Here is a 12,893-nt window from a genome sequence, read left to right as displayed (position 1 = left end):
CTCCTCAATCGAGGAGCATTTTTTATTCATTTCTATATTCACCTAAATACTGTTCTTTATCATTAAACAAAGTTGGATAGCTTAGAAAGCCTACCATGATGCTGGAAATAGTTGCAGCGGTGAGCAGCAGAAACAAGATGAGCAGTTGGAACTGTACGGCAACGATTGGGTCGGCTCCACCGATAATCTGTCCGCTCATCATACCAGGGAGCTGAACAAGTCCCATTGTCTTCTGACTTTCAATGGTCGGAATCATGGAGCTACGTATAGCCGACATTAAACTATCATGAATCGCCTGTTTCTTATTACCGCCAAGGGATAGTATCAGTTCAATCTGTTCATCAGCTGCATTGATTTCACTTAAGAAACGGTTTAAGAATAACAATGACAATACCATCGCATTGCCAATCATCATTCCACTGATTGGAATAATGTAACGAGCTTCAGCAGGAATGATATGGCATCCAATTAAAATACCCATCGTCACAACTTCAACTGTAATCAATGTCACGATGATTTTCCACGTGATTCCTTTGATGCCTCGTCCTTTTTTAATAATATTCTGCGTCGCAGCACCGATCATAAGAATAATCATGAGCAGGATATAGATAGGATGCTCACCATCAAAGACAAAGGTTAGTAAATAACCGATGACAAATAGCTGGATTATACTTCTTACAGTCGCGATGATCATGTCTTTTTCAAGTCCAAGTTTTAAGTAACTGCTGAGAACAAGTGGAATAATTACAAATATAATAGTTAAGCTGAGCTGAAACAAAGTCATTCGATTTCACCTGCCAAAAACTGAGTAAGACGTGGGTGATTGGATTTCATCATATTTTTAGATGATCCTCCTGTAATAAACGTACCTTCTTCCATCATGACAAAATCGTCTGTTACTTTAATAGCCTGACCGACGTCATGAGTAATCCAGATAATAGTCGTCTGATACATCTCGTGGATGGAGAGAATAAGCTTTTCAACTTCTTTAACACTAGCAGGATCAAGGCTGGACGTAATTTCATCGAGCAGTAATACTTGAGGCCTATTGACGAGTGTTCTTGCAATAGATAGACGCTGTTTCTGTCCGCCGGATAATTCTTTAGCAGGCTGATCGAGCTTTATGTTCAGTTTAACTTGAGCCAGCAGCTCATAAGCAGCATGTTCTTCCAATGAGTCATTGAATAACGCTTTTGGCAGATTCAAGTTATCATAGACGGTCCCTTTGATCATCGGTGCACTTTGCAGAGCCATACCTACTTTCTTTCTAAGTTCCACTAAATTAATAGATTGAATGGATTGCCCGTCAATTGTGATCTCACCTGAACTCGGGCTGTGCAGACCATTCAACAGTTTCAATAATGACGTTTTTCCCGCACCTGAAGGACCGATCAGTGCAGTAATCCGTCCTTTTTCAAAGGTGCAGCTGAATCGCTGAAGTATTTCGTTATTATTTTTTGTGAAGCTGACATTTTTCACTTCTATAGCTGGCATGATAGTGCTCCTTTATATATATAATGAGTGTTTATGGTATGATGAACACAGGTGATAACATGATTAATATAGGACTTACAGGCTGGGGTGACCATGATACCCTTTATGCCGATTTAACCAATAAAAAAGATAAACTGATCGCATATGGCAGTCATTTTCCGACAGTTGAACTGGATTCAACTTACTATTCTGTCCAGCCGGAGCGGAATATTAGAAAGTGGATTGCTGAGACACCGGACAGCTTCAAATTCGTCGTAAAGATTCATCAGGCGCTTACCGGACATGCTTCTATTGAAGATTATGCGGACACAAGGCTGCAGCTGATTGAGCAGTTCAATTTGATGATTAGACCCATGGTAGAAGAGAACAAACTCGCGATGGTACTGATTCAGTTTCCGCCGTGGTTCGACTGCAATACGACTAATATTAATTATATCTTATATTTAAAAGAATATTTAATAGAGATGCCTCTAGCGATTGAGTTCAGAAACGACAGCTGGTTTGAAACGGGAATGCTGGAGAATACACTCAGTTTCCTGCATGATAATGGATTCATACATTCTGTATGTGACGAACCTCAAAGTGGCCATGGGTCAATTCCATTCGTCAACAGAGTGAGCCATCGAACTGCATTGATGCGGTTTCATGGAAGGAATGTTGCCGGATGGACGAAGAAAGATCTGTCTGACCAAGAATGGCGGGATGTCCGTTATCTTTATAATTATAATGAGGAAGAACTGCAGGATCTTGCCCGTAAAATTAAAATACTGGATCAGAAGACTAAAGACGTCTATGTCATCTTCAACAACAATTCCGGAGGGCATGCTGCAGCGAACGCAAAACGGATGATTGAAATTCTAGGTATAGAATATCAAGGACTCAATTATCAGCAGCTCAAATTATTTTAGGATGTGTCGTCATGTCAATTGTCATATTAATCATACTGGGTGTTGTGTCAGCAGTTATTGGCGCTATTGTAGGGATTGGCGGCGGAATTATTATTGTGCCGACATTGATTTATCTCAGAATGGAAGCGGGTATTCTTGAAGGTATTACTCCTCAAAAAGCGATAGGAACTTCCACAGTCATTTTAATTTCAACCGGCTTATCTGCGACAATCGGCTATGTAAAAGCACAGCAGGTCGATTTAAAGTCAGGCGCACTGTTTCTAGGTGGAATTGTACCAGGTGCATTAGTCGGTGCATACTTGAGCCAGTATTTAACGCTCGACAGCTTTAACTTATATTTCGGCATTTTCTTGATTTTCATCAGCATTGTACTGATGATCCGTAATAAGATTAAGCCTATCAAATTTTTCCAGAATCAAAAACATGAACGTATTTTTATCGATACGACAGGTGAAAAACATCATTATAGTATAGCACCGATACCTGCAATTATTGCGACGTTCTTTGTAGGATGCTTGACTGGATTATTCGGTATCGGTGGTGGTGCATTGATGACGCCATTGATGATTATAATCTTTAGATTTCCGCCTCATATCGCTGTCGGAACGAGCATGCTGATGATTTTCTTTTCCAGTTTATCAGGTGCTGTCAGTCATATAGCACAAGGGAACGTCATTTGGCATTATGCTGTTATATTAATTATTGCGAGCTATATAGGAGCTAAAATTGGCGTTCAGATTAATAAAAGAATGAAATCAGATACTGTTATGTTATTGTTACGAAGCATTATGCTTCTTTTAGGTCTGTATTTAATTATCAAGAGTCAGTTATAGAGGTGAAGATTAATGGAGCTGAAGCTTTACCATACAAATGATGTCCATAGTCATTTAACGACGTATAACAAGATTATCCGATTCCTGGACGACAAACGTGCTCAGTTTCCACATACATATTATGTAGACATAGGGGATCATGTAGATCGCAGTCATCCCTTTACAGAAGGTACGCTCGGCCGCGGCAATATAGAACTATTAAATCAGGCAGGAGCGGGTGTTGCCACAATTGGTAACAATGAAGGAATTACATTGACTCATGAAGATTTTAATCACCTGTACGATGATGCGAATTTTCAGGTGACATGCTGTAATGTTTACGATTTAGATGGAAGGCTACCGAGGAATGTGAAGTCACATGTTATTGAAGATATCCATGGCATTACATTTGGATTTATCGGCGCAACAGCAGAGTTCACTCCATTTTATAAGGCGCTCGGCTGGAATGTTACTGAACCAATAGATGCGATACGTGAAGAAGTGCAGCAAATTAAGAGGCAATGTGATGTCATTGTTATTCTAAGTCATCTTGGTAAATTTGCAGACCAGCGACTCGCTGAAGAAATCAGCGGTATTGACATCATTCTCGGTGCGCATACACATCACCATTTTGAAAAAGGGCATATTGTAAACGGCGTGTTACTTGGTGCAGCCGGCAGATACGGAGAATATATCGGTGAGCTGACTTTAATATTTGAAGGCAGGCAGCTTGTCAGTAAAAAAGCACGATTAATTAATACAGATGAATTGACTGATGCCGAAGAAGACTATTATGACCGAGGACGCGAGATACTAAATGAAGTTGTCGTAGAGAAAGAACTGACTTTGCCAAGAAGACTTTATAGTGCATCGTTCACGACAGCACTACTCGCCAGAGAAATTAGATTGTTCTTAAATGCAGATTGTGCACTGATCAATTCAGGAATCATTGTCGAAGGGTTCACTGGCACAGGTTTTACAAAGTATGACCTACATAAAATGCTGCCTCATCCGATCAATCTTGTAAAGATTAAGCTGTCTGGACGAGAATTGATGGAAGTGATTGCGATGAGTATGAAACATGAACAGCGCGATGAAATAGTTAAAGGGTTCGGATTTCGCGGTGATATATTCGGCATGTATGTCTTTGATAATGTCGGCATAATACAGTCTGAACGCCAGTTCTATGTGGACGGCCAAGTGATTGATGCGCATCAGGAGTATACGCTTGCAACGCTTGATATGTATACATTTGGTAGATTTTTTCCACAGTTTGTCCAGAATGACAAGGAATATATTATGCCGGAATTTCTGCGTGATATTATGATTTTGGCACTGAAACATCGTTAACAGTAAACGAGCATTTGAATTTTGCTGAATGTTCGTTATAATGATAGGGTAATTCATTGGAGGGATGTTGTTTTGGCTACAAAGAATGAAGAGATACTTAGAAAACCAGAATGGTTAAAAATAAAGCTTAATACGAATAAGAACTATACAGGTCTTAAGAAGATGATGCGGGAGAAAAATCTTCATACGGTCTGTGAGGAAGCAAGATGTCCGAATATTCATGAATGCTGGGGAGAACGACGTACTGCAACGTTCATGATTTTAGGAGCAGTCTGTACTCGTGCCTGCCGCTTCTGCGCTGTCAAAACAGGTCTCCCTAACGAACTTGACCTTGAAGAGCCGGAACGCGTAGCAGAGTCCGTAGAACTGATGAACTTAAAGCACGTTGTTATTACAGCCGTCGCTCGTGATGACCTAAAAGACGGTGGTTCTCACGTCTATGCCGAAACCATCCGTAAAGTAAGAGAACGCAATCCATTTACAACAATTGAAGTCCTGCCGTCAGATATGGGCGGATCATTTGATAACTGGGTCACATTGCTGGATGCAAAGCCCGATATTTTAAACCATAACATTGAAACAGTCAGACGATTGACACCGAGAGTCCGCGCGCGTGCGACATATGACCGATCACTTGAAGTGCTGAGACGTTCTAAAGAACTTTATCCGGATATCCCTACTAAATCAAGTCTGATGCTAGGTCTTGGTGAAACATGGGAAGAAATTCTTGAAGTGATGGATGATTTACGTGCGAACGATGTAGACATTATGACAATCGGCCAATATTTACAGCCGTCACGTAAACATTTGAAAGTACAGAAGTACTATACACCGCTTGAATTCGGTAAGCTTCGTAAAATAGCGATGGAAAAAGGTTTCAAACATTGCCAGGCAGGTCCGATGGTTCGTAGTTCATATCATGCTGATGAACAGGTGAATGAAGCTGCTAAAGCGCGTCAAGCCATGGGAGAGATTGCGGAGTAGGTGAACATATGGTCATTAAACTAGGTGAGCATTACTTTGATATCATCGAGAACTACCGGGAAGCATTTAATCAGGAGCAGTTTGAAAATAGATATTCTGAAGTACTTGATAAATATCCGGTCATAGTAGGAGATATCGGTTTCGAGCAGCTGAGATTAAAAGGATTCTATGAAGACCGGAATAAAAAGGCGGACATCAGTAAAAGATTTTCCAGCATACAGGATTATCTTCTCGAGTACTGTAACTTTGGCTGTCCGTACTTCGTGCTGAGACGACTGACTGCTCATGAAGTCGTGCGAATGACAGCAGAAGATATTGACATGCTAGTTACTGAAACTATTGATGTGGAAGAAGAACCGGTTGAAGTAAATGCTGAAAGTATCACTCAGGAAACCACTGCAAAAACATTGAAACAATTTTTAAAATAGCTGCCGCGGCAGCTATTTTTTATATTAACGACAAAAATGATCCACATAATAAATGTGAACCATTTTTTATGATAATTACCCGATAATATCCGAAAGGAATTCTATTACATCTTCAGCCTCTTTATCGCTTAAACCGAGTGCATAAGCAATATAGCCTTCTTCTTCTAGGTCATCTCGGCCGATAATTCCGAATTTATTAGATTGGGTATTAAGCACAATCGTCTTTCCATAATGACGGTCTGTCTGTATTAATGTTAGATCATAGCGCGATTCACCGATAAAGCTGACAAATCGGATGTTTGCCTTATCCGTATCATCATATAAAAACATGTCAATCATAGGTTGTACCTCCAGTCCTCACTATTGTAACAATAAATGTAAACAAGTGAAGAACGGATTATCTTAAGCTTGTAAGAACTTGTTTGCCTTTATCAGTTAAACCAATTGCTTCAAAGTCATTCTGACCTGTTTCACCGAAAGTCAGCTTAATACTTTCAATATCGCGCTGCTCATACAGTGTATTTAGCGCCTGTTCCAATTCGGCGTCAGTGAAGTTCAGATGACTGTTATGAGCTTTAATTCGCTCTCCGATTTCTGCAACATCACTGAAACCTAAATCTTTGTTGTTTTCAAGTACAGATAAAATTTCTTTTGTAAATTCGTTGTTTAAAGTCATTGTGCCATCTCCTCATTCTGATTTCTTAATATATACCTTGCAATCAATATTTCTAAACTTCACAACGATTTTTATTTACTGAGAGTGATATATCAGCCATGTCGTACTTGCAGAAATTTGTTAAACTAAGTATGGAGGCGATCATATGTATTTTGTGGACAGAGAAGAATTACAACTCAAACTGGATTATATTGAACAGTTGACTCACAGTTTCAGTGAAGCACAGGGATATGGGTTGGAACGTATATGTCATATGCTGATTGAAAGCGTGGTCGACGTTGGAAATATGATAATCGATGGATTCATCATGAGAGATCCCGGCAGCTATCAGGATGTCATTGATATTCTGGAAATGGAGAAAGTCATCAGTCGTGATGATGCAAAAGCTATTACCGAGACACTTCCGCTGAGACAGTGGATGGTCAGAGATTATACAGCGATAAATCATCAGGCGTTGAAGCAGCAGTTTTCTGAGCACATGTCGGCTTATCAGTCATTTAAGCCTTCCGTCCTGTCATTTATCGACAATGAACTTGGACCTGTGTCGGCGTTCGGTAAAGGAGGCAGAGCATGAAGAAGTATAGAGGTTATCTGCTCGATCTAGATGGCACGATGTATGCTGGGACACGTATCATCGAAGGGGCTAAGGAGTTTATCGATTACCTTGCCGAGCATAACCTTCCGTACTTATTTGTGACCAACAACGCTTCAAAGACCCCTGAAGAAGTATCGGATAAATTGTCCAGCATGGGTTTTGTCAGTACTGCTGACAATGTCGTGACGTCTGCAATGGCGACTGCAATGTATATTGCTGAGGAAAAGCCGGGGGCTAGTGTCTATGTCATTGGTGGAACAGGCATCAGAACGGCACTGGAAGACGCTGGACTGGTCGTCAAAGTCACAGAAGATGTAGATTATGTCGTAATCGGTCTCGATGTTGATATCACCTATGAGAAATATGCTGTGGCATGTCTTGCAGTCCGTAATGGAGCAACGTTTATATCGACTAATCCAGATGTATCGATCCCGACTGAACGTGGATTCTTACCAGGCAACGGGGCACTGACAAGTGTTGTAGCTGTGTCTACAGGCATTGAACCAGTATATATCGGTAAACCGGAACAGCATATTATGAACAAAGCAGTGGAGTTAATCGGTCTGCCGAAAGAAGAACTGGTGATGATCGGGGATCTCTATATGACCGATATCATGTCTGGTATTAACAGCGGCATTGATACGCTGCATGTTCAGACAGGAGTAACAACATACGAAGCTATTTTGGAAGAGAAGATTCCTCCGACTTATTCTGTGAAAAACTTGCTTGAAGTGATTGATTATTATGAAGGGAGAAAGACCTATGAATAAAATATTAATTACTAGAGCAGTGCCGGAACGATTTTTAAATGATTTGCAGCAGATGTCGGAAGTAACGATGTATCCGGAAGAGCTGAAACCGATGCCCCGAGAAGCATTTCTCGAGCAAAGCAATGATAAAACAGTCGTTATCACGATGCTGAGCGATAAAGTTGATCGGGAATATATTGATAACTGCCCTGAATTAAAAGCAGTGATCAATCTGGCAGTCGGCTATGATAATATTGATCTGGACTATGCAGCAGAAAAAGGAATTATTGTGTGCAATACACCGGACGTGTTGACTGAAACAACAGCAGAACTTGCTTTTACACTGATGCTCGTGACAGCGCGCCGTATCACTGAAGCAGCAGAGATGGTTCAAAGCGGCGGCTGGGTTGGCTGGTCACCATATTTAATGGCCGGTAAAGACGTCTACGGAAAAACAGTGGGTATCTATGGCATGGGTATGATTGGTCAGGCTTTTGCACAACGCTGCAAGGGATTCGGTATGAAGATTCTTTATCATAACCGTTCAAGACATGAAGAAGCGGAGCAGGGCATTGGCGTGTCTTATGCCGAATTTGATGAACTGATTAAAGAGAGTGACTATGTTGTCTGCACAGCGCCATTGACTGATGAGACAAAAGGTAAGTTCAATAAGGAAGTATTCCAGCAGATGAAAAACGATGCAATTTTCATCAATATCGGACGTGGCGGTCACGTCATTGAAGAAGATTTGCTTCAAGCTGTACAAAACCAAGATATTCTCGCTGCTGGACTTGATGTACTTGCTGTCGAACCGATTAAAGAAGATCATCCATTCTTAAAGGAGCCGAATATCGTCATCTTACCTCATATCGGCAGCGCATCTGTTGAAACAAGAGATGCTATGATTCAGTTATGTGTCGATAATGCACGACATATACTAAACAGTGAAGAGCCGCTCACGGCTGTCAAAAACAAATAAAAAGAAAGACCAGAACAGTTGTCATTCTTCGCGTTAACTTCATACGGGTGATTTTCTCAGGATTCACCGTGTGACGTTTTCGAAGACATTTACAATTTTGTCTCGGTCTTTCTTTTTTATGGTCTTTTATTTTAAGGTGGTGTTTATTACTCAGATAAATTTTTAATAACAATAATACCAGCAGCAATTACTGCAGCACCAGCAGCAAGTCCAAGAAATGTTGGAGAGCTGCTGTAATGTTGTTGAGCTGATTTTCCTGGAGGCTCAACTTTATTGACGTCTTCCCAATCACCCGCAATGGTCTGAACAGGGTCAACGATACCTTGTTCCTGTTTTAAGCGCTCAGTACTGATTCCGAATCCTTGAACAAACTTTGTCAGGAATACAGCACCTTCGATGAAGTCACGGCTTACTAAAACTTTAAGCAGACTGATCAAGCCAAGTGACTGCCTTTCATTGTGCTCAGCTGATAATTCAAATCCTTTATTGATTTTTAGAATCATAGGCTCAAGTGCATCGAATTTAAACTTGCCGAGTCCTTGAGAAAGTAAAAGGCCGTTACGGATAGCTTTATCAATCTCTGTCTCATTCAATGCATTCAGTACACGTGTCAGTATAGGGTCACTTTTTGCGAGACCGGCGTTCAGTGCGTTGAACACTTCGTGATTGTCCAGTTGTTCCATCAGGCGGAACAGTTTGAGCAATGTATCTTTATGCATCATCAGCTGGTCCTCGAGTTCGCGCAGCTCCTCTGAACGGAGCTCATCAACATTTACTTCTGTTCTTCTAATAACTTTAGTTGGTTGCGCCATTATTTGCCACCTCTTCTTTCTCTGACAATATCTCCAGGGAAGACATAATCTGGACGTGCCCATTTCTGCTGCACGTTCACGCCATATTGCGGTATAGGATTGCCATAGCGGAAGTTAGAGGATGGAAGCGGTGATCTGCCGCCACGCTCCAGAATCATGAGTTTTGCTTTTGTTTCTTTGTAAGCAGGTGTAGAAGTATTCTTATCTGCAATAGAGCTGGATAGTAAATTAATAGCAGCATCACCTGAATCGTTCATCGGTAAGTAGACTTCTTTATCGAAAACGCGGTCAGTCACGATTGTTTTTACATCTACTTTACCGTACGGAGACTGCAGACGAACTAAAGTTCCGTCTTCTATACCGCGCTCTGCAGCTAGTTCATGCGATACTTCAAGAAATGTCTCAGGTGTCTCGCTTTTCAGTCCGGCTACTTTGTAAGTCATGTTTCCTTCGTGGAAATGTTCCAGCAGACGCCCGTTATTGACATGAATATCGTATTCTTCGCCGTATTCAGTCGGCGGTGTCCAGTCTACAGGAAATAATCTCGCTTTCTTGTCATCAAACGGGAATCCTTCTGTAAAGAGCAGTGGTGTATCAGTGCCGTCAGCATGGACGGGCCATTGTAAACTATTGAATCCATCCAGGCGATCATAACTTACACCGGCATAAATCGGCGTAAGAGCAGCGATTTCATCCATAATTTGGCTTGGATGTGTATAGTTCCATCCTGCACCTAAATGATTTGCAATATCCTGTATAATGACCCAGTCAGGTTTTGATCCTTCCAATGGTTCAAATACCTGATTTAAGCGTTGTATACGGCGTTCTGTATTAGAAAACGTTCCGGTTTTCTCAAAACTTGGTGAAGCAGGTAAAACTACATCTGCATATTCACAAGTCTTAGAGAAGAAGATATCCTGCACGACCATGAATTTAAGTTTTTCAAAGCCAGCTCTGACATGGTTGATATTTGAATCGACAATTCCCATATCTTCACCTTTTAAATATAGCAGGTCCAGTTCACCAGAATGCATCGCGTCGACCATCTGGTGATTATTCTGACCTTTATTTGGATTCAACTTAACGCCCCATGCATTGCTGAACTTAGCCATAGCTTCTTCATCTGTGATCTTCTGGTAGCCTGGCAGATGGTCCGGCATACTACCCATATCACTCGCACCCTGCACGTTATTATGACCACGAAGCGGATAAGCACCGGCACCAGGTTTCATATAGTTACCTGTGACAAGCAGCAGGTTGGAAATTGCTGTAGAAGCATCACTGCCACCTCGCTGCTGAGTGATTCCCATCGCCCACATGATCACTGTTGATTTTGCTTCGTGAATCATTGTAGCCACACGGATTAATTCTTCTTTAGTTAGTCCTGTATGCTGTACCGCGTAGTCCAATGTATATTTTTCAAGGCTGTTAACGAGCTCATCATAGTGATTGACGTGTTCGTCAATGAATTGCTGATCCTGCCAGTTATTATCGATGATATACTTCGTGACTGCATTAAGCCAGACAAGATCTGAAGCTGGATTTGGACGGATAAACATATCTGCGCGTTCAGCAAGTTCATGTTTTCTTAGATCAGATACAAGTAGTTTTGAGCCATGTAATTTCTGAGCACTCTTCACGCGGGTGGCGATGACTGGATGCGCTTCCGCAGTATTTGTACCGATTCCGATAATCAGCTCGGCACTGGCGATATCTGTAATAGAACCGGAGTCACCACCATAACCGACTGTACGCCATAAGCCCATCGTAGCAGGTGACTGACAATACCTTGAACAGTTGTCGACATTGTTAGTGCCAATAACAGCACGTGCAAGCTTCTGCATTAAATATGACTCTTCATTTGTACACTTGGAAGATGTAATGAACGCCAGTCGTTCCGGTCCACGTTTTTCAAGTGTCTCTTTAAAGTTCATAGCGATTAGGCGATATGCCTCTTCCCATGTTGCCTCTCTGAATTCTGCACCGTCACGAATCAATGGTTTTGTCAAACGTTGACCGGAGTTGACGAAATCCCAGCCAAATTTACCTTTGACACAAGTAGAAATCTGGTTGGCAGGAGCCTCAGGTGACGGTTCAACTTTGAGAATATCGCGACTTTTTGTCCATACTTCAAATGAACAGCCGACCCCGCAGTAAGTACATACTGTTTTTGTCTTTTTAATTCTATCTTGACGCATCTCAGCTTCAATGTCAGAAATAGCCATCAGCGGGGTGTAACCTGTTTCAACAGCTTTTGTCACTTCTACCGCAGGACGGAATGCATCTTTTAGCATTCCTGTCAGGAATCCTGCTTCACCTTCCATACCGACTTCCATCATCGCATTGCATGGACAGACTGTTGAGCAGTGTCCGCAGTTAACGCATGAAGAATCGTCGATAGCAGTAGAACCATTTCCATCCCATATGACGCGCGGTCGTTCAAGCTCCCAGTCAATCAATAGTGTTTCATTGACCTGCACGTTTTGACATGCCTGAACACAGCGGCCACATAAAATACATTGATCTGGGTCATAACGATAAAATTTGCCTCTGTTAACAGGTGCTCCTTTTGGTGACTGATGGGTTGCCTGATGGTCAATTTTCAATTGTTTGACCGTATTATGAACTGTACAGTTACCATTATTGAAATCACAAACTGTACAGTAAAGTTCATGATTATGAAGGATGCGGTCCATAGCGATCATCTGTGCTTCAAATGCTTCACTCGTTCCCGTCTTTACAACATCACCGTTTTTAAATTCGATACTACATGCACGTACGAGTTCCCCGTTAACTTCAATAATACAAGCGTCACATGTTTCAATAGCACCAAGATCTGAATGATAACAAAGTGATGGAACATCAATGCCCTGCCATCTTAAGTATTCAAGAAGATTAGCTCTTGCAGGAAGTTCTAATTGAGTACCGTTTAATATGATGTTGACATTCTGAGTCGTTGTCTCGCTCATAAATAACCCCTCTTTCAATTCAGATTAAAAACTTTATGCCTATTTTCATTATATGTAAACTGAGAATATATACAATTAATTACCCGTCGGAAGCCTCAAGAAACAAAAAAAGACCACATGAGTGGTCTTGAATTATA

14 protein-coding genes are annotated in these 12,893 nt (G+C 41.3%); 8 read left to right on the top strand and 6 right to left on the bottom strand.

The annotated features are described in order from the left end of the window. Positions 1-22 precede the first annotated feature (22 nt). A complete protein-coding gene (locus tag ERX29_RS02810; protein ID WP_133443168.1) occupies positions 23-784 on the bottom strand; it encodes an ABC transporter permease in 762 nt (253 codons plus the stop codon). Beyond that, positions 781-1,494 (bottom strand): ABC transporter ATP-binding protein, encoded by a 714-nt coding sequence (locus ERX29_RS02805; RefSeq protein WP_133443167.1) that lies wholly within the window; start codon positions 1,492-1,494, stop codon positions 781-783. Before ERX29_RS02805 ends, ERX29_RS02810 begins: the two co-directional genes overlap by 4 nt. 59 nt (positions 1,495-1,553) lie before the next feature. On the opposite strand from ERX29_RS02805, the gene ERX29_RS02800 reads away from it, so the two are divergent. From ERX29_RS02800 to ERX29_RS02780, 5 genes are all read left to right on the top strand, one after another. Further along, positions 1,554-2,402, top strand: a complete 849-nt coding sequence (locus ERX29_RS02800; protein ID WP_133443246.1) for a DUF72 domain-containing protein — start codon at positions 1,554-1,556, stop codon at positions 2,400-2,402. Positions 2,403-2,413: 11 nt separating this feature from the next. Continuing rightward, positions 2,414-3,235: a sulfite exporter TauE/SafE family protein gene (locus ERX29_RS02795; protein ID WP_133443166.1), complete on the top strand. Its 822-nt coding sequence runs from the start codon at positions 2,414-2,416 to the stop codon at positions 3,233-3,235. Positions 3,236-3,247: 12 nt separating this feature from the next. Further along, positions 3,248-4,564 (top strand): bifunctional metallophosphatase/5'-nucleotidase, encoded by a 1,317-nt coding sequence (locus ERX29_RS02790; RefSeq protein ID WP_133443165.1) that lies wholly within the window; start codon positions 3,248-3,250, stop codon positions 4,562-4,564. Positions 4,565-4,636: 72 nt separating this feature from the next. Then, the gene (gene lipA / locus ERX29_RS02785) at positions 4,637-5,548 is read left to right on the top strand and encodes a lipoyl synthase (RefSeq protein WP_133443164.1); all 912 of its coding nucleotides are present in this window, start codon (positions 4,637-4,639) and stop codon (positions 5,546-5,548) included. An 8-nt stretch (positions 5,549-5,556) separates the two neighbouring features. Next, entirely contained in the window at positions 5,557-5,976 is a 420-nt protein-coding gene (locus tag ERX29_RS02780; RefSeq protein ID WP_133443163.1) for a YutD family protein, read from the top strand. Positions 5,977-6,051: 75 nt separating this feature from the next. Here the strand turns inward: ERX29_RS02780 and ERX29_RS02775 are convergent, their stop codons facing one another. Both ERX29_RS02775 and ERX29_RS02770 read right to left on the bottom strand, forming a co-directional pair. Next, entirely contained in the window at positions 6,052-6,315 is a 264-nt protein-coding gene (locus tag ERX29_RS02775; RefSeq protein ID WP_133443162.1) for a DUF3055 domain-containing protein, read from the bottom strand. Between the two features lie 58 nt (positions 6,316-6,373). Beyond that, entirely contained in the window at positions 6,374-6,652 is a 279-nt protein-coding gene (locus ERX29_RS02770) for a hypothetical protein (protein WP_133443161.1), read from the bottom strand. Between the two features lie 145 nt (positions 6,653-6,797). Between ERX29_RS02770 and ERX29_RS02765 the strand changes: the two genes are divergently transcribed. The 3 genes from ERX29_RS02765 to ERX29_RS02755 are packed head-to-tail and all read left to right on the top strand — an operon-like array spanning position 6,798 to position 8,975. Then, positions 6,798-7,226: a DUF86 domain-containing protein gene (locus tag ERX29_RS02765; protein WP_133443160.1), complete on the top strand. Its 429-nt coding sequence runs from the start codon at positions 6,798-6,800 to the stop codon at positions 7,224-7,226. Further along, positions 7,223-8,017 carry a TIGR01457 family HAD-type hydrolase gene (locus ERX29_RS02760; RefSeq protein WP_133443159.1) on the top strand — a complete coding sequence of 265 codons (795 nt, stop codon included), beginning with the start codon at positions 7,223-7,225 and terminating at the stop codon, positions 8,015-8,017. The genes ERX29_RS02765 and ERX29_RS02760 overlap by 4 nt, the downstream gene beginning before the upstream one ends. Continuing rightward, positions 8,010-8,975, top strand: coding sequence for a 2-hydroxyacid dehydrogenase (locus ERX29_RS02755; protein WP_133443158.1), 966 nt, complete (start codon positions 8,010-8,012; stop codon positions 8,973-8,975). The genes ERX29_RS02760 and ERX29_RS02755 overlap by 8 nt, the downstream gene beginning before the upstream one ends. 146 nt (positions 8,976-9,121) lie before the next feature. Here ERX29_RS02755 and ERX29_RS02750 read toward each other — a convergent pair whose 3' ends face one another. Then, positions 9,122-9,787: a helical membrane plugin domain-containing protein gene (locus tag ERX29_RS02750; protein ID WP_133443157.1), complete on the bottom strand. Its 666-nt coding sequence runs from the start codon at positions 9,785-9,787 to the stop codon at positions 9,122-9,124. After that, positions 9,787-12,756: a formate dehydrogenase subunit alpha gene (gene fdhF / locus ERX29_RS02745; RefSeq protein WP_133443156.1), complete on the bottom strand. Its 2,970-nt coding sequence runs from the start codon at positions 12,754-12,756 to the stop codon at positions 9,787-9,789. The genes ERX29_RS02750 and fdhF overlap by 1 nt, the downstream gene beginning before the upstream one ends. Between the last annotated feature and the right edge of the window lie 137 nt (positions 12,757-12,893).

This window comes from Macrococcus lamae (genome assembly GCF_004359545.1).
Lineage (GTDB): Bacteria > Bacillota > Bacilli > Staphylococcales > Staphylococcaceae > Macrococcus > Macrococcus lamae.
This window is presented reverse-complemented; position numbering and strand designations above follow the sequence as displayed.

Bases quoted from the DNA above. Each gene is read 5' to 3' on its own strand.
- ERX29_RS02810 (WP_133443168.1), bottom strand. From the start codon at position 784: ATGACTTTGTTTCAGCTCAGCTTAACTATTATATTTGTAATTATTCCA.
- ERX29_RS02805 (WP_133443167.1), bottom strand. From the start codon at position 1,494: ATGCCAGCTATAGAAGTGAAAAATGTCAGCTTCACAAAAAATAATAAC.
- ERX29_RS02800 (WP_133443246.1), top strand. From the start codon at position 1,554: ATGATTAATATAGGACTTACAGGCTGGGGTGACCATGATACCCTTTAT.
- ERX29_RS02795 (WP_133443166.1), top strand. From the start codon at position 2,414: ATGTCAATTGTCATATTAATCATACTGGGTGTTGTGTCAGCAGTTATT.
- ERX29_RS02790 (WP_133443165.1), top strand. From the start codon at position 3,248: ATGGAGCTGAAGCTTTACCATACAAATGATGTCCATAGTCATTTAACG.
- ERX29_RS02780 (WP_133443163.1), top strand. From the start codon at position 5,557: ATGGTCATTAAACTAGGTGAGCATTACTTTGATATCATCGAGAACTAC.
- ERX29_RS02775 (WP_133443162.1), bottom strand. From the start codon at position 6,315: ATGATTGACATGTTTTTATATGATGATACGGATAAGGCAAACATCCGA.
- ERX29_RS02770 (WP_133443161.1), bottom strand. From the start codon at position 6,652: ATGACTTTAAACAACGAATTTACAAAAGAAATTTTATCTGTACTTGAA.
- ERX29_RS02765 (WP_133443160.1), top strand. From the start codon at position 6,798: ATGTATTTTGTGGACAGAGAAGAATTACAACTCAAACTGGATTATATT.
- ERX29_RS02760 (WP_133443159.1), top strand. From the start codon at position 7,223: ATGAAGAAGTATAGAGGTTATCTGCTCGATCTAGATGGCACGATGTAT.
- ERX29_RS02755 (WP_133443158.1), top strand. From the start codon at position 8,010: ATGAATAAAATATTAATTACTAGAGCAGTGCCGGAACGATTTTTAAAT.
- ERX29_RS02750 (WP_133443157.1), bottom strand. From the start codon at position 9,787: ATGGCGCAACCAACTAAAGTTATTAGAAGAACAGAAGTAAATGTTGAT.
- fdhF (WP_133443156.1), bottom strand. From the start codon at position 12,756: ATGAGCGAGACAACGACTCAGAATGTCAACATCATATTAAACGGTACT.